General features: G+C 57.3%; 15 protein-coding genes and 1 pseudogene. 5 read left to right on the top strand and 11 right to left on the bottom strand.

Annotation, left to right across the window (positions count from 1 at the left end; genetic code table 11):
- Positions 1-53: 53 nt before the first annotated feature.
- Positions 54-1124, bottom strand: a complete 1071-nt coding sequence (gene queA, locus BFV64_RS04785; protein WP_014882750.1) for a tRNA preQ1(34) S-adenosylmethionine ribosyltransferase-isomerase QueA — start codon at positions 1122-1124, stop codon at positions 54-56.
- A gap of 92 nt (positions 1125-1216) precedes the next feature.
- Here queA and acpH point away from each other — a divergent pair, with 92 nt between their 5' ends.
- Together acpH and BFV64_RS04775 are read left to right on the top strand one after the other, a co-directional pair.
- A complete protein-coding gene (gene acpH, locus BFV64_RS04780; protein WP_014882749.1) occupies positions 1217-1798 on the top strand; it encodes an ACP phosphodiesterase in 582 nt (193 codons plus the stop codon).
- Positions 1799-1924: 126 nt separating this feature from the next.
- Positions 1925-2527 carry a peroxiredoxin gene (locus BFV64_RS04775; RefSeq protein ID WP_008503347.1) on the top strand — a complete coding sequence of 201 codons (603 nt, stop codon included), beginning with the start codon at positions 1925-1927 and terminating at the stop codon, positions 2525-2527.
- A 43-nt stretch (positions 2528-2570) separates the two neighbouring features.
- Here the strand turns inward: BFV64_RS04775 and BFV64_RS04770 are convergent, their stop codons facing one another.
- The 7 genes from BFV64_RS04770 to phoB form a co-directional block, all read right to left on the bottom strand.
- Positions 2571-3956: a DUF3999 family protein gene (locus BFV64_RS04770; RefSeq protein WP_045134712.1), complete on the bottom strand. Its 1386-nt coding sequence runs from the start codon at positions 3954-3956 to the stop codon at positions 2571-2573.
- The gene (locus BFV64_RS04765; RefSeq protein ID WP_069601777.1) at positions 3953-6574 is read right to left on the bottom strand and encodes a DUF2339 domain-containing protein; all 2622 of its coding nucleotides are present in this window, start codon (positions 6572-6574) and stop codon (positions 3953-3955) included. The genes BFV64_RS04770 and BFV64_RS04765 overlap by 4 nt, the downstream gene beginning before the upstream one ends.
- Positions 6575-6663: 89 nt before the next feature.
- A complete protein-coding gene (malZ, locus tag BFV64_RS04760) occupies positions 6664-8481 on the bottom strand; it encodes a maltodextrin glucosidase (RefSeq protein ID WP_045281693.1) in 1818 nt (605 codons plus the stop codon).
- Between the two features lie 163 nt (positions 8482-8644).
- Positions 8645-10018: a proline-specific permease ProY gene (gene proY / locus BFV64_RS04755; RefSeq protein ID WP_058690551.1), complete on the bottom strand. Its 1374-nt coding sequence runs from the start codon at positions 10016-10018 to the stop codon at positions 8645-8647.
- A gap of 80 nt (positions 10019-10098) precedes the next feature.
- Positions 10099-11418: a branched-chain amino acid transporter carrier protein BrnQ gene (brnQ, locus tag BFV64_RS04750; RefSeq protein ID WP_014882744.1), complete on the bottom strand. Its 1320-nt coding sequence runs from the start codon at positions 11416-11418 to the stop codon at positions 10099-10101.
- A gap of 408 nt (positions 11419-11826) precedes the next feature.
- Complete coding sequence (phoR, locus tag BFV64_RS04745) at positions 11827-13122, bottom strand: phosphate regulon sensor histidine kinase PhoR (RefSeq protein ID WP_014882743.1); 1296 nt, start codon at positions 13120-13122, stop codon at positions 11827-11829.
- A gap of 21 nt (positions 13123-13143) precedes the next feature.
- Positions 13144-13833, bottom strand: coding sequence for a phosphate response regulator transcription factor PhoB (gene phoB / locus BFV64_RS04740; protein ID WP_008503265.1), 690 nt, complete (start codon positions 13831-13833; stop codon positions 13144-13146).
- 186 nt (positions 13834-14019) lie between these two features.
- Between phoB and sbcD the strand changes: the two genes are divergently transcribed.
- Together sbcD and sbcC are read left to right on the top strand one after the other, a co-directional pair.
- On the top strand, positions 14020-15225 hold the full coding sequence (gene sbcD, locus BFV64_RS04735; RefSeq protein WP_059373136.1) for an exonuclease subunit SbcD: 1206 nt from the start codon (positions 14020-14022) through the stop codon (positions 15223-15225).
- On the top strand, positions 15222-18353 hold the full coding sequence (sbcC, locus tag BFV64_RS04730) for an exonuclease subunit SbcC (RefSeq protein ID WP_069601776.1): 3132 nt from the start codon (positions 15222-15224) through the stop codon (positions 18351-18353). The genes sbcD and sbcC overlap by 4 nt, the downstream gene beginning before the upstream one ends.
- A 98-nt stretch (positions 18354-18451) precedes the next feature.
- Here the strand turns inward: sbcC and mak are convergent.
- Positions 18452-19356: pseudogene (mak, locus tag BFV64_RS04725) on the bottom strand (fructokinase).
- A 123-nt stretch (positions 19357-19479) separates the two neighbouring features.
- Here mak and rdgC point away from each other — a divergent pair.
- The gene (gene rdgC / locus BFV64_RS04720) at positions 19480-20394 is read left to right on the top strand and encodes a recombination-associated protein RdgC (RefSeq protein ID WP_014882739.1); all 915 of its coding nucleotides are present in this window, start codon (positions 19480-19482) and stop codon (positions 20392-20394) included.
- Between the two features lie 48 nt (positions 20395-20442).
- Here rdgC and ppnP read toward each other — a convergent pair whose 3' ends face one another.
- Together ppnP and BFV64_RS04710 are read right to left on the bottom strand one after the other, a co-directional pair.
- Positions 20443-20730: a pyrimidine/purine nucleoside phosphorylase gene (gene ppnP / locus BFV64_RS04715; protein WP_014882738.1), complete on the bottom strand. Its 288-nt coding sequence runs from the start codon at positions 20728-20730 to the stop codon at positions 20443-20445.
- A 71-nt stretch (positions 20731-20801) separates the two neighbouring features.
- Positions 20802-21479 (bottom strand): AroM family protein, encoded by a 678-nt coding sequence (locus BFV64_RS04710; RefSeq protein WP_014882737.1) that lies wholly within the window; start codon positions 21477-21479, stop codon positions 20802-20804.
- Positions 21480-21567 lie beyond the last annotated feature (88 nt).

Below are 21567 nucleotides of genomic sequence, written 5' to 3'. Positions count from 1 at the left end.
TTTTTCTCCGACGTCAGAAAAACAGTCCAACGTTGTCATACGGTGCCGCGGACTTATTCCCCGACACGCTCATTCAAAGCCTGCGGATTGTACGTGATAAACATCGCGTCCCCGTAGCTAAAAAAGCGATATTTTTGTTCTACCGCAGACTTGTAAGCATTCATCGTATGCTGATAACCCGCAAACGCGGAAACCAGCATAATCAGCGTCGATTCAGGCAGATGGAAGTTGGTCACCAGCGCATCAATGACTTTGTACTGGTAGCCCGGGTAGATAAAGATCTGCGTATCGCCAAAGAACGGCTCGATGAGACCCGTTTTCGCGGCCTGTGCAGCGCTCTCCAGCGAACGGACTGAAGTCGTGCCTACCGCAACCACGCGGTTTCCGCGCGCTTTCGCCGCCAGCACCGCGTCCACCACCTCCTGAGGCACTTCGGCATACTCAGAGTGCATGATGTGGTCTTCAATGCTGTCTACGCGCACCGGCTGGAACGTACCCGCGCCGACGTGCAGCGTCACGAACGCCATCTCAACGCCCTTCGCGCGCAGTTTTTCCAGCAGCGGTTCATCAAAGTGCAGGCCCGCCGTCGGCGCCGCGACCGCGCCAGGTTTCTGGCTGTAGACGGTCTGGTACAGCTCGCGATCGGCCTCTTCGTCCGGGCGTTCAATATACGGCGGCAGCGGCATATGGCCGATGGCGTTAAGGATATCGAGGACCGTGCGCTCGTCCTGGAATTCCACCTCAAACAGCGCGTCGTGACGCGCGGTCATGGTCGCTTTAATGCTCTCGTCATCGCCCAGCAGCAGTTCTGCGCCCGGCTTCGGCGCTTTAGAGGCGCGAATATGTGCCAGAATACGTTTATCATCGAGCATACGTTCGACCAGCACTTCAATCTTGCCGCCGCTGGCCTTACGGCCAAACAGACGCGCCGGGATCACGCGGGTGTTGTTAAAGACCAGCAGATCGCCAGGGTTGAGCTTGTCGAGCAAATCGGTGAAAGTACCGTGCGTCAGCTCGCCCGTTGGCCCATCCAGCGACAGTAAGCGACAGCTGCTGCGCTCAGGCATGGGATAGTGAGCAATCAGGGATTCAGGTAGTTCAAAGGAGAAATCGGCGACGCGCATGACGTATACTCGTGACTTAAAAACAGGCGGCATAGTCTAGTGCTCACACCCTTTTGCTGCAACAATTAGCCGCCCCCGGACAAATAAAACGCATGAATTTTCTCGCTCACCTGCATCTCGCTCACCTCGCTGACAGCTCCCTTTCCGGCAATTTGCTGGCCGATTTCGTGCGCGGCAACCCTGCAGAAGACTATTCCCCTGAGGTTGTCGACGGCATCTTTATGCACCGCCGCATTGATGTCATCACCGATAACCTGCCCGAGGTCACGGAAGCCAAAGCGTGGTTCCGCCCTGAGACTCGCCGCGTTGCGCCGATCACGCTGGATGTGATGTGGGACCATTTCCTGTCTCGCCACTGGGAACAGCTCTCCCCGTCGCTACCGTTGCCAGAGTTTGTGCGCTACGCCCATGCACAGGTGTCGGTCATTTTGCCCGACTCACCGCCGCGCTTTGTCAATCTGAACAACTATTTGTGGTCAGAACGCTGGCTGGAGCGCTATGGTGAGATGGCTTTTATCCAGAACGTCCTGAATGGCATGGCCAGCCGCCGGCCGCGTCTGGATGCGCTGCGTGACTCCTGGTATGACCTGGATGCACACTATGACGCGCTGGAGACGCAATTCTGGCAGTTCTATCCGCGCATGATGGCGCAAGCGAAAAACAAACAGCTGTGACAGATTTACATTGATAGGTAAAAGCTGGCGGAACGATTGTCACCACCTCTTTGTCTTATCCATGAACACTCTCTATACTGGCTCGCGTTGCGTTCCAAATAACCTTAGTATCTACAGGAGAATCATATGGTTCTGGTAACTCGTCCGGCTCCGGATTTTACAGCTGCAGCAGTTCTGGGCAACGGTGAAATCGTTGAAAACTTCAACTTCAAACAGCACACCAATGGTAAAGCGACCGTTCTGTTCTTCTGGCCAATGGACTTCACCTTCGTTTGCCCGTCTGAGCTGATCGCCTTCGACAAACGTTATGAAGAATTCCAGAAGCGTGGCGTGGAAGTGGTTGGCGTCTCCTTCGACTCTGAATTTGTACACAACGCATGGCGTAACACCCCTGTCGACAAAGGCGGCATCGGTGCGGTGAAATACGCAATGGTTGCGGACATCAAACGCGAAATCCAGCAGGCTTACGGTATCGAACATCCGGACGCTGGCGTTGCACTGCGCGGTTCTTTCCTGATCGACGCAAACGGCATCGTTCGTCACCAGGTTGTTAACGATCTGCCGCTGGGTCGTAACATCGACGAAATGCTGCGCATGGTTGACGCGCTGCAGTTCCACGAAGAGCACGGCGAAGTGTGCCCGGCTCAGTGGGAAAAAGGTAAAGAAGGTATGGCTGCTTCCCCAGACGGCGTAGCAAAATACCTGTCTGAGAACGTATCCAGCCTGTAATCGGCACGGTTTACGAAGAAGGCCCGCACATGCGGGCCTTTTTTTATGCTTTACGCTGCGTCTCTCGCCAGATGCGCCAGGCCATGAGCGCCAGCAGGAACACGCCCACAATCAGCACGCTCCACACCAGCAGCGCGTTCATCCGGCTCTCCTGCTCGCCCGCAGAAGTGGCGGTCAAACGCGCCTCACCGCCCAACGCGACATCATCCACAATATCGGCCTGCGGCAGATTCGCCATATCATAGGTTTTGCGCAGGTCGGCGGGGATCAGCATGTCAGGTTCCAGGTTTGCTGGTTTTGCCGCCCCGTTTCCCCAGGCGAGCACGTACGGTGCTTTCCCCTGCGCGTTAAACACCAGATCAACGCGGTCGCGATGCCCTATGACGTTCGGAAGGTATTCAGGCAGACGCGCATTCAGCGTCGTGATTTTTACCGCCTGGACCCGCTCTCCGTTAAGCGAAACCGGCGCAGACGTTTTGCCCTCCAGGCGGTAAAGAACCTCTTTTTTCAGGGGGTGCCATGTGTCTTTTTCCGTACTTCGCCACGCGATCTCCACGGGCAGAACGCCGTCGCCATTCAGCAAGAAGCTGACCGCGCTCAATGGCTGCGGGTGCGCCCAGTGCCACTGCGCTTCGCTTGTCGATAGCTGTTCCCCTTCCCCCTCCAGGTCGATCGCTTCCGGAGCCATCTGCGCAGGGGCGCTAATCGCGTTTACGCCGGTCAAGGTCATACCCTGGCTCTGCGTATTCAGCACCACCATGAGATAGCGATTCGCATCAGGAGATAAAACCGTATCGGTATCGATCCGATCGAGCTTAAGGCGATCCTGGCCACTGACGACGTCCAGCAAGGGCATATCCTCGCGTAGGGTATACCAGCGCTTCAAATCCTCGCTGTAATAGACCGACGCCGTTCCCTGCCACGACGTCTTAGGGGGATTCCAGAGCAGCTGCAGCTGGGATATAGCCATCTCGCCCGTCGCCTGCTCTGGCAAGGTCAGCAGATAATGTTGCCCGGCCACGGCAGCTTTCTGCCCTTCGAGCACAATCTCAACGCCATTTCCGGAACGGAGCAGGATCTTATTGCTCTCACCGGCATCTGGCGCCGCGGCAAGCGGTGAGGCGTCCAGAGGAAAAAGACGCAGCGCCGTGGATTGCGCCACCACCTGCGGGCGCGTCGCGGTGACCAGGCTGAAGGGAACCGGCTCACCCGACTGATTAAAGACGCGGACATCGTCCAGATTCGGGGAGGTGCTCTGTTCATAGACGGCGAGCGGCAGCAACACCCGATACCACTGGGAAGGAACCGACGTTTCCAGTGAACGACCAAAGGCATAATCCCGCGGCGATTCCGTTTGCATCTCGTCGCAGAACGCCATGCCCGATAGCGCCAGCAGCGTGGTACAGACTACCGCTTTCATCCATTTCATTTTTCATCTCCAGTTTTAGGCGGTAGTGGCGAGAAATACCCCACGATCAGGACCAGTATCGCCACGCCGATAAACGCCACGGCACGGGACAGGCCGCCTCCGCCTGCGCTGTCCACCAGCATCAGTTTAACCATCACGACCCCCAGCAACGCGGCCCCGCAGAGCCACTCCTGGCGGGAGGCCCGGCGGGTAGCATGGACCATGACCACCAGCGCGATCAGCATCCAGAACAGGGCAAACGTGGTCTGGATAAGCCGCGAATCCCACAGCGACGCCATATTCCAGGCCACATCCCCATACCAGGCCAGGGCGCGCATCAGCGCCCCGTTAAGCCACCAGAAGCCAAACGCCATGATAGCAACGGCAGGCCACGGGCGAGCCTGAGCAAGCAACGCGGGATAGTAGCGATCCACTGCCCGATAAAAGACCACCAGCCCCAGCAGCGCGAATGCCGCGCCTTCCTCAAGCGGGTTCACCAGCGGCAGCCAGGTTTGCCGGTAAACGACGCCGTCCTGGAAATTGGTCACGACCAGCAGCACCAGCAGCGCCACGACGACAGGGATCGGCGCCAGGCAGGTATAGAGCGCAGGCCACTCCCCGAACGGCCACGCGCGGCGACGCACCGCCGCGGAAAGCGCGAGAATCACGCCGCCCCCAGCCGCCATCGCCAGTCCACTGCCCCACGCCGCCATGCCCCACGGTAGCGCGCGAGCAAACCAGTAAAGTTCAGCCGCCAGCGCCAGTAAAATCATCCAGCAAAGCGTCAGGTGCAGCCCCATCGCGATGCGCGGCAGCAGTCGTTCACCGTCACGTCGCAGCAGCATCAGTGCGGCAGGAAGTGCAATGCACCAGGCCAGATTTGACCAGCCAGCGGCAACGATCTGCTGATGCGAAAGCTGGTAAACCACCATCACCAGCATCAGTGGCCACAGCAGCCATTTGCTGGCATCCAGCTCCCGCCACGCCAGACGAGCGGCAGCCTGGCGCCAGCCCCAGACCGAGACGGCCGAGAGCGCCAGCACGCCTGCCAGAACCGGTAATTCTTGTTTCAGCACCCGTTGCGAGGCACCCAATAGCGCCACGATCCAGAACAACAGGCCGCCTGCCAACAACGCCCAACTGACCGGCAGAACACTTTTGCGCCATAGCCACGCCCCAGCCAGCCAGCAAAGGCTGAGGATGGCGAAGATAAGGAGAAGGCTCAGCGACGTCACGCCGTCCATTTGCGCCCACAGCGCGCTGCCGAGTGCCAGCACCAGCAGCGCCGTCCCGCTATAGCTCATACGACGCTGGTTCTGCTGCATGCCCAGCCAGAGGATACCCAGCCCCTCCAGCGCCCAGGCCATCGCCGTCCAGCGCGCCGAGAGCGCCAGCGGAATGGAGAGCGTAGCGAACCCGCCGCCGATGGCCAGCGCCGCCATGACCAGTGGTCGTCCGATAGACGGATAGCGCCGCAGCGCGAGGAACGCAATGGTAAGATAAAATGCCCCATATCCGAGCGCGCTCAGCGCCGGGCCATATTCCCAGTGCCGGGTCATGCCGTACTGCATCCCGAAGCCAATCAGCGGCGGAGCAAACAGCAGTACGCCGTCAATAATCTGTTTCCCTTTTTCCTGCGCCCGCAGCGACAGCGCCACGCACAGCACGCCGAATATCAGCGTATTGGCAATCAGGAACAGCTGGCACACCCAATAGTGTTCAGGTTGATAGTCGTTCAGCCCCCAGAGGCCGCCCACGCCAAACGTAAAAAGCAGACCGAGCAGATTGAGCTCGCGCCAGTGCTGCCAGATGCTGATGGCGAGAATACCGATGGAAAGCAGGAGATAGAAAGAGAACAGCGCCACAAAGTTGCCGCCTCCGGTAGACAGGAGCAGCGGTGCCAGATACCCGCCGAGGCTCGCCAGCATGGCCAGGCTCAAGGCCTTTTGCAGCACGGCCAGCCCGACGCTCGCGGCGCAAATCGCTACCAGCAGCGCAAAAGCCAGCGTCATCGGCAACATTTGCCAGAGCCGGAAGGCACCAAAGACCGTCAGGTAAAGAATGCCCGTCGCCCCACCCTGTAAGATAAGCGCATAAACCGGCTGCTTATGCCGCAGTCGCCAGCCAATCGCCAGCAGAACGATGGCAAACAGCGCCGTCGCCACCAGGCGCAGCTCAAGCGGGAACAGAGAATGTTCGACGGTATAGCGCAGCAGGAAAGAGAGACCGAGGAAAAGCAGCAGGATCCCCAGCTTCGCCAGCGGATTACCCTGCATAAACCAGCGCACCAGCGACGTCAGTATGCCGCCAAAGGCGGATGGCTGTTTTGCCGCAAGGGCAGGAGCGGAAACGGGAGCGGGTTCAGCCCTGGGCACGCGGGCGTCCGGACGCCAGGGGTCGACAGGTGCGGGAGTGTGCTCCACCACTGGCGCGGTCACAACCACCGGCGCGGCGGTCTGCGCCGTCTCCGGCGCTATCTCAGCGGCACCACGCTGCTCAAGCGCTTCAATGCGCTGGCGAAGCCTGGCGATCTCCTGCCGCGCCGCCGTGCTCCGATTAAAGCCAATAACCGCAAGCACGGGCGCAACCACCAGCGCAAAAACCAGTAACAAACAGCCAAGGATGTAGAGCTCGTCCATGTTTCCACCTTCACCGTAAACTATTCGTTAAGATTGACACAAATCGTTGCATTTGCGCCATCTTAAAGGTGGAAACATTTATCGTCGCGTTAGCTGCCGACCCAGATCGTCGCGGATATCGCCGGCAGCGCCAGCACGCCGTCCTGAATCGTCGCCTTGCCCTCTTTATTCTTCCACGTAGCCACCTTCAACAGCGGGGAATCATCCAGCACCACTTCACAAGCCTCGCCCCGGTTGATAGCCACCAGCACGCGCTGCTGGTTATAGACGCGGACAAAGACCACCACGTTATCGTGGGCGTACACCACCTGGCAGCCGCCGTAGCGCAGGGCGAGGCTCTGTTTACGCAGCTTCGCCAGCCGCTGATAGAGGCTGAACAGCACCTTGTCCTGTTTTTCCGGCGCCCACGGGAAGGTTTTGCGACAGAACGGATCGTTGTTGCCGTCCAGTCCCACTTCATCTCCGTAGTAGATACACGGTACGCCCGGCCAGGTGAAGAGCCAGGTGACCGCCAGCGGCAGACGTGCCACATCCTTGCCGAGCAGGGATTTAAAGCGTGCGGTATCGTGACTATCAAGCTGGTTAAACATCCTCAGCTGCTGCTGATGAGACAGCCCGGCGCGGTAGTTATCCATCCACGCTGCGCAGGTTTCGGCGTCAATGTGGTTCGGATCGTAGGAGATATCGGTATTCGCCAGGAATCCCCATAGCGGGAAGGTAAAACCGCGATAGTTCATCGCCGCATCTTCGGCATCGTTTTGCAGCCACTGCCGCGCGTCGCCAAAGTGTTCGCCAAACACGAACGCTTCAGGCCGGGCCGCTTTTGCCGAGCGCGTGATCCCACCGACGTGCTGCAGGTTATTTCGTGCCCCACCCGCTTCACCCAGCATATGTACGACGTCCAGACGCCAGCCGTCCATATTCCACGGGGCGTTCAGCCAGTGGCGGACGATGCTGTCTTCGCCGCCGTAAATCTCATTAACCAGCGTTGATGACTGGAAATCCAGCTTCGGCAGACTGGGGTAGCCCAGCCAGTCCAGGGCACGCCCCTCCTCATTAAAGCTGTACCAGTCACGCTGCGGCGAGTCCGGATTATGACATGCTCCGCCCATCGACTGGTTATGACGGTCAAACCAGGCGTGCGAATCTCCGCTGTGGTTAAACACGCCGTCCAGAATCAGGCGCATGCCTTCCTTAAGGGTGTTCTCTCGCAGGCGCAGCAGTGCCTCGTCCCCGCCAAACTGCGCGTCAACGTGGCGATAATCCTGTGTATCGTATTTATGTACGCTCGGGGCTTTAAACACCGGGTTGAGGTACAGCGCCGTCACGCCCAGTTTTTTCAGGTACGGCAGCTTTTCGCTGATGCCGTCGAGATCGCCGCCGTAAAACGTCGAGCCGCCCGCCTGCGCCGTCACCGGCTCATCCCATTTTTTCAGGATAATGTCGTGGCCAGCCGCGTGGTGGTGATAGATCTTATCCTGGTCGGCAGTTCGTTTTTCGCTACGCGCAAAGCGGTCCGGGAAAATCTGGTAAAAGACCTGATCGTTAACCCACTGCGGTCCGCTATCCGGATAATCAACGGCAAACTGTTCCAGCCGTGCGGGCGGGAACCGGCTAAACCCCTGCGGGGTAAACCACAGCTGACGATGGTTCCACAGCAGCTTGAAGCTATAACGGCGGCGCGGCTGCCCGCTACGCAAATCGATATTCGCCCGCCAGGCGGTGATCCCCGGCTGCGGCTGGCTGCGCAGCTTGTGCATTTTCAGCCCGGTCTCTTCATTATCAATTTCGGCGCGGAGCGTCACGCGTTCAGGCTGATTTTCCCCCGCCAGCCAGAGCGTAATCACAAGGTTGTCTTTGTTTTGCTTAACAAATGGGGCAACCGGAAGGTGCCAGGCATTTAACATCACGAATCCCCTCTGATGAAATTGACGTCACCTTGCCACAGGGTGGTTAAGGATAGCTCACCATGACGTGATTTATTGGGGGAGGAGGACGGGGGAGGAGGGATCAGTGCGGCCTGATGCCCTCACCCTAACCCTCTCCCACAGGGAGAGGGAATAAAAAAAATTACTGCGCTTCTGCCAGTTGGCGATCGCGGCGGCATTTTAACACCCAGCCAACCAGCAGCAGGACGATCCACGCACAGCCCACGTAGAGGGAAATACGGGTATCCGGATGGTAGCCAATCAGGCCAATGATAAACACCAGGAAAATCAGCCCGACGACGGTTGTTGCAACGCCACCCGGGACTTTAAACTTCAGCGCTTTCGCCTCTTCCGGCGACAGGCGACGGCGGAACGCAATCTGCGACAGCAGGATCATGATCCACACCCACACGGTCGCGAAGGTCGCCAGCGACGCAATCACCAGGAAGACGTTCTCCGGCATGATGTAGTTCAGGTAAACCGAGAACAGCAGCGCAACGGTCATGACCACCACCGTCACCCACGGCGTGCCGCGGCGGGAGGTTTTAGCGAACACCTTCGGCGCACTGCCCTGCTCCGCCATGCCGTGTAGCATACGGCCTACGCCAAAGACGTCACTGTTGATCGCGGAAAGCGACGCGGTCAGCACCACGAAGTTCAGAATGCTGGCAGCAAACGCAATGCCCATATGCTGGAAGGTCAGCACAAACGGGCTACCGTTGGTACCGACCTGGTTCCATGGGTAGATGGACATAATCACGAACAGCGTGCCCACATAGAACACCAGAATACGCATCGGCACGGAGTTGATGGCACGTGGAATGGATTTCTCAGGGTCTTTCGCTTCCCCGGCGGTGATACCAATAATTTCAATACCGCCGTAGGCGAACATCACCATCTGCAGCGACATCACCATCCCGAGCCAGCCGTTGCTGAAGAAGCCCCCGTTGCTCCAGAGGTTATGGATCCCGGTCGGCTGACCGCCGTTGCCAATCCCCCAGAGGATGATGCCAAAACCGGCCACAATCATGATGATAATGGTGGCGACCTTGAAGAAGGAGAACCAGAACTCAAGTTCGCCGAACACCTTCACGCTCATCAGGTTGACGGCGCAGATGAGCAGCACCACGCTCAGCACCCAGATCCAGTGCGGCACCGTCGGGAACCAGACGCCCATATAGATACCAAACGCCGTCACATCGGCAATGGCCACAATCAAAATTTCAAAGCAGTAGGTCCAGCCAGTGATAAACCCGGCCAGCGGTCCGAGGTTTTCCTGCGCATAGCGCGAGAACGAACTGGCAGAAGGATTGTGAACCGACATCTCTCCGAGGGCGCGCATGATGATATACGCCGCCACGCCGCCAATGATGTAGGCCAGCAGAACGCTTGGACCGGCCATTTTGATGGCATCTGCCGAGCCATAAAAAAGACCGGTACCAATCGCAGAGCCCAGCGCCATAAAGCGGATGTGGCGTGTGCTGAGACCACGTTTAAGTTTGTTAGTGCTTTCCATTAAAATCTTGCCATTCAACACGAAAAAACAAAAAACCACGGGGCCTTAAGCCCCGTGGTTAAACAGTTTGTTGCCGTTGATTAATGGGCGTTAGATGCAACCTGGCGCCCTGCAGCACGGTCCCAGATAATCGCCAGAACCAGTGCAACAACGGTAGGCATCAGCCAGGCCAGTCCCTGCTCGGACAGCGGCAGACGCTGTGTCCAGGCGGGCAGAATCGCGGCGAACGCTGATGCTTTAATCCCGTCAAGGATACCAAAAATCAGGCTGATAAACATGGCTGGCGCAATAATTCGTGAGGAGTTATTCCACCACGGACGGGTGAAGCTCAGCACCACCAGCACGATGCACGGCGGATAGATGGCCGTCAGCACCGGAATAGAGACCTGAATCAGGTGGCTCAGACCGAGGTTGGACACCGCCATGGAGAAGATACCGAGGATAAACACCAGGGTGCGGTAAGAGAGCGGCAGATACTGCGCAAAGAACTCAGCACAGGCGCAGGTCAGGCCCACTGCGGTCACCAGACACGCCAGGAAAATCAGCGCCGCCAGCAGCATACTGCCCGCACCACCGAAGGTGTGCTGGACGTAAGCGTGCAGAATAGCCGCACCGTTCGCGTTCTGATCAACCAGCATGGCGCTATCAGAGCCCAGGCGGAACAGCGCCAGATACAGCAGCGTCAGACCCACACCAGCCATCAGGCCAGCCCAGATGGTATAGCGGGTCAGCAGACGCGCTTCGGTCACACCGCGGGAACGCGCGGCGTTAACGATAACAATACCAAACACCATTGCGCCCAGCGTATCCATCGTCAGGTAGCCGTTCACAAAACCGTTAGAGAACGCGGCGTTTTTATAGGCGTCCATTGCGTCGCTGATCGGGCCTGCTGGCCAGATGATAGCGGCCACGGCGAGAACGATCAGGGCGATGATTTTCAGCGGCGCCAGGAAGTTGCCCACGGTATCCAGCAGTTTGCCCGGATAGAGGGAGACCAGAATGACAATCGCGAAGTAGACCAGGCTGTAGATAAACAGCGGCATCGGGCCGTCGCCGGTCAGCGGAGCAATCCCCACTTCAAAGGAAACGGTCGCCGTGCGCGGGGTGGCAAACAGCGGGCCCACGGCCAGATAGCAGACGGTGGCCAGCAGAACACCTGCGACTTTGCCAATCGGCGTGCTGAGGCTGTCCACGCCGCCACCGACTTTCGCCAGCGCGACGACGGTCAGTACCGGTAGACCCACGGCAGTAATCAGGAAACCAAACGCAGCGGTCCAGACGTGTTCACCCGCCTGTAAGCCAACCATTGGAGGGAAAATAATGTTGCCTGCGCCAACGAACAGCGCAAATGTCATAAAGCCCAGCGCGATGATGTCACGCGATTTTAAGTGATGGGTCATAAAACCTTACTGCCTGTGGATGTGGTGTTGAAAACATTGAGATTTTCGTTTTCCCTGACGGGACGATACAGCCGAAAAATTGCTCAATTTCAGCGGGAAATGCTCCCGTCCTGGCGTGGAGAAGAATAGTTTTTCGATTTACCACGCAAATACAGTCGGTCTGACAGTATCTGGGGGGCAATTTAAACGCTTATAACGTTTAAAGGCAAGGTGGGATCTCAAAACCAGAACAATATGCCAGCATGAAAATACACGCCAGCACAATACGCTATTTACAGGAAAAACTCATGGCTAATCATGCGAAAAAAAACACCCAGCCGTATATTATTCATCCGCGTTTCGCTTGACTGCAAAGCAAACGGGCCAGCAGACGCTGACCCGTGGAAAGGGAAAATGACACACCTGCCCTCAGGCGGTCTTTTTGGCAATTAATCGTTCCGGAATAACGAAACTGAAGCGGGTTCCTTTCCCCAGCGTACTCTGAATATCAAGTCGGCTTTCGTGGTGATTTACCGCGTGCTTCACAATCGCCAGCCCCAGGCCGCTCCCCCCTGTTTGCCGCGACCGCGCTTTATCCACGCGGTAGAAGCGTTCGGTCAGACGCGGGATATGCTCCGGTGCGATCCCCGGCCCGTTATCTTCCACGCTAAACTCGGCGCCCGTAGGGGTACGGTTCCAGCGCACCATAATATCCGTCCCTTCCGGCGTATGGTTCACCGCGTTGTACACCAGGTTGGATATGGCGCTACGAAGCTCATCCTCACTGCCCAGCACCTTTAGCGTGCTGTCGACCTCGAAGGTCAGGTGATGCTTTTTGTGGCTTAACGTCTGCGCTTCACGCTCCACAACCCGCAGCATCATCGGCACATCTATCGTGTCATTCAGCGCAAGCGTAGGCGCCGCTTCAATCTTCGAGAGCGTCAGCAGCTGCTTCACCAGCCCTTCCATGCGATGCGTTTGCTCGCGCATGGTATGCAGCGCTTTTTCACGCGGCGCACCTTCCAGCGTTTGCTCCTGCATCATCTCCAGATAACCCTGAAGCACGGTCAACGGAGTACGCAGTTCGTGGCTGACGTTCGCAAAGAAATTACGGCGCGCGCCCTCAAGCTGGTGCATTTGGGTGACATCGCGCGCCACCATCAGCCACTGCTTATCGCTGTAAGGCATCACGCGGATTTCCAGATGGCGACCATTATTGAGCTTCAGATTGTGCGGGCGGGTAAAATCACGCTTTTTCAGATACAGCGTGAATTCGGGATAGCGTAAAAGGTTAAGGATGTTCTGACCGTTATCGTCCGGCCAGCGAAGGCCCAGCAGCTGTTGCGCCAGGCCGTTACACCAGAAGATGGTGCCTTCTTCAGTGGTCAGGATGACCGCATCCGGCAACGACTCCGCCCCGCTGCGAAAACGCTTAATCAGGCTTCCCAGCTCGCGACGGCGCTTTTTATTACGCATCTGCATCTGGTGCAGGCCGTACAGCAGGGGCTCCCAGCTGCCGCTGCCCGGCGGTGGGGTCATACTGCGGTCAACCCACAGCCACCAGGAGAGGCGCAGCAGGTTCCAGAAATGCCAGATCAGCAGCCCGGTGACCGACGCCAGCAGAAACCACGGCAGATGTCCGAGAAAGGCCCCAAGAAGGAAGGCCGGAATACAGCATAAGATCAGTTCAAAGACGAGCCTTTTCCATGACAGACGTTCCAGCACGCGTCACACTCCTGTCATTGTTCAGAAACGGGTCGAAAAACGATAACCCGTGCCGCGGACCGTCTGTACCATGCGATCGTGGCCGCTCAGTTCCAGCGCTTTTCGCAGGCGGCGAATATGTACGTCAACCGTCCGGTCTTCGACATACACGTTAGTTCCCCAGACGTTATTCAGCAACTGCTCGCGGCTGTATACGCGTTCCGGGTGAGTCATAAAGAAGTGCAGGAGTTTAAATTCGGTAGGGCCCATATCGAGGGGGTTTTCGCCGGTCATCACGCGGTGCGAGGTAGGGTCAAGGCTGAGTCCCTGCATCTCTATCACCTCTTCCACCGCCATCGGTGAAATACGGCGCATCACGGCTTTAATGCGGGCGACCAGCTCTTTTGGGGAGAACGGTTTAGTGATGTAATCGTCCGCGCCGGTTTCTAATCCGCGCACGCGATCCTCTTCCTCTCCGCGCGCCGTGAGCATCACAACCGGGATGTCGCGGGTGAGTGCCTCACGCTTCAGGTGTTTGATAAACTGCAGTCCGGAGCCGCCAGGCAACATCCAGTCCAGCAGAATCAGATCGGGCCAGGGTTCATTCAGCTGGTTCACTGCGCTGTCATAATCTTCCGCTTCAACCGGCTGGAAGCCATTTTGCTCGAGCACGAAGCACACCATTTCACGAATTGGAGCTTCATCTTCTACGACCAGAATACGTCTCGCCATACTTTGCCCTGTCTTATCTTATTAAGTTACACGTTTGTAATTCGGCGCCATTATGCGTCAGATTTATGACAGATTTATGAAAAACATTACCACGGTAGCGGGCAAACCGTTGTTTTATTACAGCGGTTATTTTCCCTTCTCTGAACGTTTATAATCCTGCTTTCTCATTTTTGCCACGGAACCGCTATGCGCATACTTCACACCTCGGACTGGCATCTCGGTCAAAATTTTTACAGCAAAAGCCGTGCGGCTGAACATGAAGCGTTCCTGAACTGGCTGCTGGAGACGGCGCAGGCCCACGAGGTCGATGCGATTATTGTCGCGGGTGACATCTTTGATACGGGGTCGCCCCCCAGCTATGCGCGCGAGCTGTATAACCGCTTCGTGGTGAACTTGCAGCAGACCGGCTGTCATCTGGTGATAGTCGCCGGTAACCATGACTCCGTGGCAACGCTCAATGAATCCCGCGACATTCTGGCGTTTCTCAATACTACCGTCGTCGCCAGCGCCGGGCATGCCCCGCAGATCCTGAAAAAACGCGACGGTACGCCGGGGGCAGTGCTGTGCCCGATCCCCTTTTTACGCCCGCGCGATATCGTACAAAGTCAGGCGGGACTGTCGGGCACGGAAAAGCAGCAACATTTATTACAGGCCATCACCGACTATTATCACCAGCAGCACGCGGATGCCTGCAACCTGCGTGGCGAACAGCCGATACCGGTGATTGCGACCGGGCATCTCACCACCGTTGGGGTCAGTAAAAGTGACGCCGTGCGTGACATCTATATCGGCACGCTGGACGCCTTTCCGGCGCAGAACTTCCCGCCTGCGGACTACATTGCGCTCGGGCATATTCACCGCGCCCAGGTTATCGGCGGCTGCGAACATATTCGCTACTGCGGATCCCCTATTTCGCTCAGTTTCGATGAAACCGGCAAAGCCAAATCCGTGCATCTGGTGAGCTTCAGCGAGGGCAAACTCAGTGCCGTCGAGACGCTGGAGGTGCCGGTCACCCAGCCGCTGGCGGTGCTGAAAGGCGATCTGGAGGCCATCACCGCTCAGCTTGAACAGTGGCGCGGCACCGCGCTTAATCCCCCCGTCTGGCTGGATATCGAAATCACTACGGATGACTACCTGCATGATATGCAGCGAAAAATCCAGGCGCTGACGGAAGACTTGCCGGTAGAGGTCTTACTGGTGCGCCGCAGCCGCGAGCAGCGCGAGAAAATTCTGTTAAGCGCCCAGCGGGAAACGCTCAGCGAGTTGCGGGTAGAAGAGGTGTTTGAGCGCAGGCTCTTGCAGGAGGATATTGACGACGCGAAGCGCGAAAGACTCAGCGAACTGTTCACCCATACCCTGCATGCCCTCAATGACGAGGAAGAAAACGCATGAAAATTTTGAGCCTGCGTCTGAAAAATCTCAACTCCCTCAAGGGCGAGTGGAAAATTGACTTTACCGCTGAACCCTTTGCCAGCAACGGGCTGTTTGCCATTACCGGCGCCACAGGCGCAGGTAAAACCACCCTGCTCGACGCCATCTGTCTGGCGCTTTATCACGAAACGCCGCGCCTGAGTAAGGTTTCCCAGGCACAAAACGACCTGATGACGCGAGATACCGCCGAGTGTCTGGCGGAAGTGGAGTTTGAGGTAAAAGGCATCGCCTACCGCGCCTTCTGGAGCCAGAACCGGGCACGCAACCAGCCGGACGGCAACCTGCAGGCGCCGCGCGTGGAGCTGGCCCGCTGCGAAGATGGCAAAATCCTCGCCGATAAAGTCACGGACAAGCTGGAGCAAACCGCCGCGCTCACCGGTCTGGACTATGGCCGCTTTACCCGTTCAATGTTGCTCTCACAGGGGCAATTTGCCGCCTTCCTGAATGCCAAACCGAGCGATCGCGCAGAGCTGCTGGAAGAGCTGACCGGCACCGAAATCTACGGCCAGATTTCCGCCATGGTGTTTGAAAAACACAAAGCCGCCCGCAGCCTGCTGGAAAAGTGCGAGGCGCAGGCAGCGGGCGTCGTGCTGCTGAGTGAAGAACAGCAGCAGCAATTACAGCAAAGTTTGCAGGCACTTACTGACGAAGAGAAAACGTTGCTGGCACAGCAGCAAAACCAGCAGAAACATTTTCAGTGGCTTACCCGTCATGATGAGCTTGTGCGCGAGCAACAACGCATCACCGCATTGCAGCAGCAGGCACAACAGGCTCTGACGGACGCTGCGCCTGAGCTGGCAAAACTCCAGCTTGCGCAACCCGCCGCCCAGCTTCGTCCGCTCTGGGCGCACCAGCAGGAGCAAACCGCGCGTCTGGCGCAAACCCAGCAGCGAATTATTGAAGTAAATACTCGCTTACAAGCCAAAACCGCGCTGCGCGCGCGGATCCGTAATAGTGCCCTGCGTACCCACGCCGAGCTTGATACTGAACTGACGGCGCTGGCGCAGTGGCTGGCGGAGCACGAACGTTATCGCCTGCTGGGTCAGGAGATTGCCGGATGGCGCGCGCTCTTCTCACAGCTTAACCGCGATAAAAACCAGTTAGCCACGCACGCTGCGCGGATGACTGAGTTGCGTAACAAGCTGACTGACATGCCGGAAAATACGCTCACGCTGACGGCGGATGAGGTCAACGTGGCAATGGAGCAGCAGTCCCGGTCACGCACGCAGCGCCAGCGGCTGACGTCGCTACACGCTCGCTATCAGCCGCTGCAAAAGCGCCTGCGCCAGAGCAATGAAAGCGTACAGAAAGCTCAGGCGGAGCAGAGCAAACTTAATGAAACGTTGACGCTGCGCCGCCAGCAGTACAAAGAGAAACACCAGCACTATCTGGATCTGAAGGCCCTGTGCGAGCGTGAAGCGACAATTAAAGATCTGGAAAGCTATCGTTCACAGCTTGAGGCAGGCAAACCTTGTCCCCTGTGCGGTTCCTGCGAGCATCCCGCCGTTGAGCAATATCAATCGCTTGAGCTGACGGATAACCAGCGCCGCCGTGATGCGCTGGAAAAAGAGGTGGCCGCGCTAAAAGAAGAAGGCCTGCTGGTGCTGGGGCAGGTTAATGCTCTGGCTCAGCAGATTCAGCGCGAGACGGGCGACGTGCAGACCCTGTCTGAGGAAGAGCAAGCACTCACTAAAGAGTGGCTTGAGATCTGCGCGTCCCTGAATATCACATTGAATATTCAGGAAGATATCGCGCCATGGATAAACGAGCAGGAACACTATGAGCGCCAGCTTTATCAGCTCAGCCAGCGTCTTACCCTGCAAAACCAGCTGAACGAACAGGAAGCGCAGGCGCGCCAGTATCAGCAGCAGCTGACGGCGACACGCCAGACGCTGGAACACACCCTGCTCACGCTGTCGCTTAGCGTTCCCGAAGAGGGGAACGAAGCCGCCTGGCTGCGCGCCCGCGAAGGAGAATTCGCGCAGTGGCAGGAAAAACAAACGCAGCACGGCGTGCTTGTGGAACGCAGCAACGCTCTGAAGCCGTTGCTCGACACACTTCCGGCAACCCACACCGAAGAGACCGAACCGGCCATTCCTGATGGCTGGCGCGCCATTCACGATGAATGCGTATCGCTGCAAAGCCAGCTTACCGCCCAGCAGCAACAGGAGGCGCTGGAGCAAGAGCGCCTGCAACAGTCGCAGACCCAATTCTCCGCGGCGCTCTCTGCCAGCTGTTTTGCCGACAGGGAGGCGTTCATTGCCGCTCTGCTGGATGATGACATCCTCCGTGGCCTCGAACAGCTGAAGCAGTCGCTGGAAAACCAGATACAGCAGGCCACGGCGCTATCCGGCCAGGCGAACCAGCAGCTACAGGCGCATGTTGCGCTGCGCCCGGAAGGTCTCGAGGCCGATGCATCCACTTTGCAAATCCAGCTGCAGCAGCTGGCGCAACAGCTTCGCGAGAACACCACGCATCAGGGCGAGATCCGCCAGCAGCTCAAGCAGGACAGCGACAACCGTCAGCATCAGCTGACGTTGATGCAGCAAATTGAAGAGGCCGCGCGTCAGGCCGACGACTGGGGCTATCTGAACGCGCTGATCGGCTCCAGTACCGGCGATAAGTTCCGTAAGTTCGCTCAGGGGCTGACGCTGGATAATCTCGTCTGGCTTGCTAACCAGCAGCTAAATCGCCTGCACGGGCGTTATCTGCTGCAGCGCAAAGCCAGCGATGCGCTGGAGCTGGAAGTGGTCGACACCTGGCAGGCAGATGCCGTACGCGATACACGCACGCTCTCTGGCGGCGAGAGCTTCCTGGTCAGCCTGGCGCTGGCGCTGGCGCTTTCCGATCTGGTGAGCCACAAAACGCGAATCGATTCGCTGTTCCTGGATGAAGGATTCGGCACCCTCGACAGTGAAACGCTGGATATCGCACTGGATGCGCTCGACGCGCTGAACGCTACCGGGAAAACCATCGGCGTCATTAGCCACGTCGAGGCGATGAAAGAGCGCATACCGGTGCAGATTAAGGTGAAGAAGATTAATGGGCTGGGGTATAGCAGGCTGGACAGGGAGTTTGCGGTGGGGTGAATAAAGGGTCGCTGCGGTCTGGTGCCCTCACCCTGGCCCTCTCCCACAGGGAGAGGGTACAAACATCAAAAACAGCAACTTGCGTTGCTGTTTTGCTTTTATTCCGGCCACAGCCACGCCGCGCCGCGCACGCCGCTGGAGTCGCCGTGGACGGCTTTGCGGATCGGGGTTTCACACTCGCCGCCGAAAACCCATTGCTTCACAAGATTTGGCACCGTGGCGTACAAGCGGTCAACGTTGCTCATCCCGCCCCCCAGCACAATCACGTCCGGATCGAGAATATTCACGACGTGCGCCAGCGATTTTGCCAGACGCATTTCGTAACGGCTCAGGGCCAGTTCAGCCACCGGATCCTGTTCTTCAACCAGACGCATGATTTCATTACCCTTGAGCGGTCGACCGCTCAGGCGGTGGTAATCGGTCGCAAAACCGGTGCCGGAGATAAACGTCTCAATACAGCCCTGCTTGCCGCAGTAACACGGCACGTCGGCGCGGTATTTGAGTTCATCTTCATCCATCCACGGCAGCGGATTGTGCCCCCACTCGCCCGCCGTGCCGTTGCCACCGATGTGCGAACGCCCCCAAACGCCACGCCCGCACCGCAGCCGGTCCCGATAATCACCGCAAAAACGGTCTGCGCCCCTGCGGCGGCGCCATCAACGGCTTCGGAGACCGCCAGGCAGTTGGCGTCATTGGCCAGACGCACTTCCCGGTTCAGACGCGCGCTTAAATCTTTATCAAACGGCTGACCGTTCAGCCAGGTGGAGTTAGCATTTTTAACCACGCCGGTATAAGGGGAGATTGACCCCGGGATACCCATCCCGACGGTACCGCTTTGCCCTGTCGCCTGCTCGGCCATATCGACCAGCCGGGCAATCGTCTCGATGGTCTGGTGGTAATCATCGCGCGGCGTAGGCAGACGGTGGCGGAACAGCTGTTCCCCCTGCTCGCTCAGTGCAATGACTTCTGTTTTGGTGCCGCCCAAATCAATCCCAATACGCACAAGACTCTCCTCATTCTTTTGATTATCAACAGAGTAGAAGCACGCTTCCCGATTAGCAATGCAAGCGATGCGACAATTCGTTATCATGCCCGCTGATTTAACGACAAGGCCGTGGAAATTATCATGCTGTGGTTCAAAAATTTGATGGTTTACCGTCTCAGCCGCGACGTTTCGCTGCGTGCAGAAGAGATGGAAAAACAGTTAGCCGCTTATAGCTTTTCCCCTTGCGGTAGCCAGGATATGGCAAAAACCGGTTGGGTTCCGCCAATGGGTTCACAAAGCGATGCCCTGACCCACGCCAGCAGCACGGGACAAATCATCGTTTGCGCTCGCAAAGAAGAGAAAATTCTGCCCACGCCGGTGGTGAAGCAAGCGCTTGAAGCAAAAATCTTCAAGCTGGAAGCCGAGCAGGGCCGCAAGCTGAAAAAAACCGAAAAAGATTCGCTGAAAGATGAAGTCCTGCACTCTCTGCTGCCGCGCGCTTTTAGCCGCTTTAGCCAGACGATGATGTGGATCGATACCGTTAACGGGCTGATCATGGTCGACTGCGCCAGCGCCAAAAAAGCAGAAGATACCCTGGCCCTGCTGCGTAAAAGTATCGGTTCTTTACCGGTCGTTCCGCTGGCACTGGAAACGCCGATTGAGCTGACCCTGACAGAATGGGTTCGCAGTGGTACTGCGGCGCAAGGTTTCCAGATTCTGGATGAAGCCGAGCTGAAAGCCCTGCTGGAAGATGGCGGCGTGATCCGCGCCAAAAAGCAGGATCTGGTGAGTGACGAAATCGCGGTACACATCGAAGCCGGGAAAGTCGTTACCAAACTGGCGCTCGACTGGCAGCAGCGCATTCAGTTCGTGATGTGTGATGACGGCTCCGTGAAGCGTCTGAAGTTCTGTGATGAGCTGCGCGATCAAAACGAAGATATTGACCGGGAAGATTACGCCCAGCGTTTTGATGCGGACTTTATCCTGATGACCGGTGAGCTGGCGGCGTTAATTCAGAATCTGGTGGAAGGCCTCGGCGGCGAAGCGCAGAGATAACAGGCAAAACACAGGCCGGGTAAGCGTTAGCGTCACCCGGCTTTTTTTTTATTTCAAATAGCGGCACAGATAAGAGGTCGGTTCAGCAACCTGCAAATGAAATTCGCTGTGGCCAGGAACGTTGAAGGCTTCCCCGGCAGCGTAAACTTTCCATTCCGTTTCACCCGGCAGTAAGACGTTCAGCGCGCCGCTGACTACCGTCATCTCTTCCGCTTCGGCCGTGCCAAAGGTGTATTCCCCTTCAGCCATGACGCCCACACTGGCGCGGCCCGTGCTGCTGCTGGTAAAACCAATGGATTTCACTTTACCGGAAAAGTATTCGTTACTTTGAAGCATGAACTGGCCCTTATATTCAGAGATAAAAATTCACTATAGGGGCCATGCTCATTGCCTGTCACGCAAAATCATTACATCAGGAGTTCGGAAGCCAGGCGCGCCATCAGAACATTTGATAACAGCACCGGCACGTCCAGCGCCTTTTGCAATAAATCACGGTGATGCTGATGGAAACCGAGGCAGTCCAGTATCAACACATCCGCCCCTTTCTCCAGTAGCGCCTTCCCGGCAGCGATCAGTTTGGCCTCGCTGTCCCAGAAGGGATTTGCCAGGGCATACAGAGGCGTTTTTTCAAGCACGTGCCATTTTGCTTCCTGGTTGTTCATGAGCTCTTCCATCGGCACAATCACCCCCACCTGATGCCCGTCAACAATAGAGGCCACCAACGGCGGAATGATGCGCATTGGCTCAAGCAAAATCGCATTGCGCGCCACCAGTCCCTTAATGGGGGCGGTACTCATCAGCAAAATAACGTCATAATCTTGATTATCGAGCACTTCTATCACTGCCTGCAGCGAACGCTCAATTTTCTGTCGTGAAACATGCGCCAGTTTACCGTCGCTTAATAACGTCGCCAGGGGCTCCTCCCCCGCCTCAACAGCGTAGTCCTCCATGACCTCTTCCCGGCTCATCTTACCAAGCAGGCTGAGATGCGTGATCTGCTGTTCAGAGACATGCTCGGTTAAAAGCGGTAACACTTCGCTTACAGGGACCACACCAATAGTGAGGATCGCCAACGTTGCCTTCATCGTCTTCGCCTTCCATTACTACAAAATCTTATTACACAGGTACAGGCTCACTACGCTGCACAGTTCGTTTTTTCAACAAAACAGCACC

This window comes from Enterobacter kobei (assembly GCF_001729765.1).
Classification (GTDB): Bacteria; Pseudomonadota; Gammaproteobacteria; order Enterobacterales; family Enterobacteriaceae; genus Enterobacter; species Enterobacter kobei.
The sequence above is the reverse complement of the archived record's forward strand: the minus strand, read 5'-3'. Positions and strand labels throughout refer to the sequence as shown.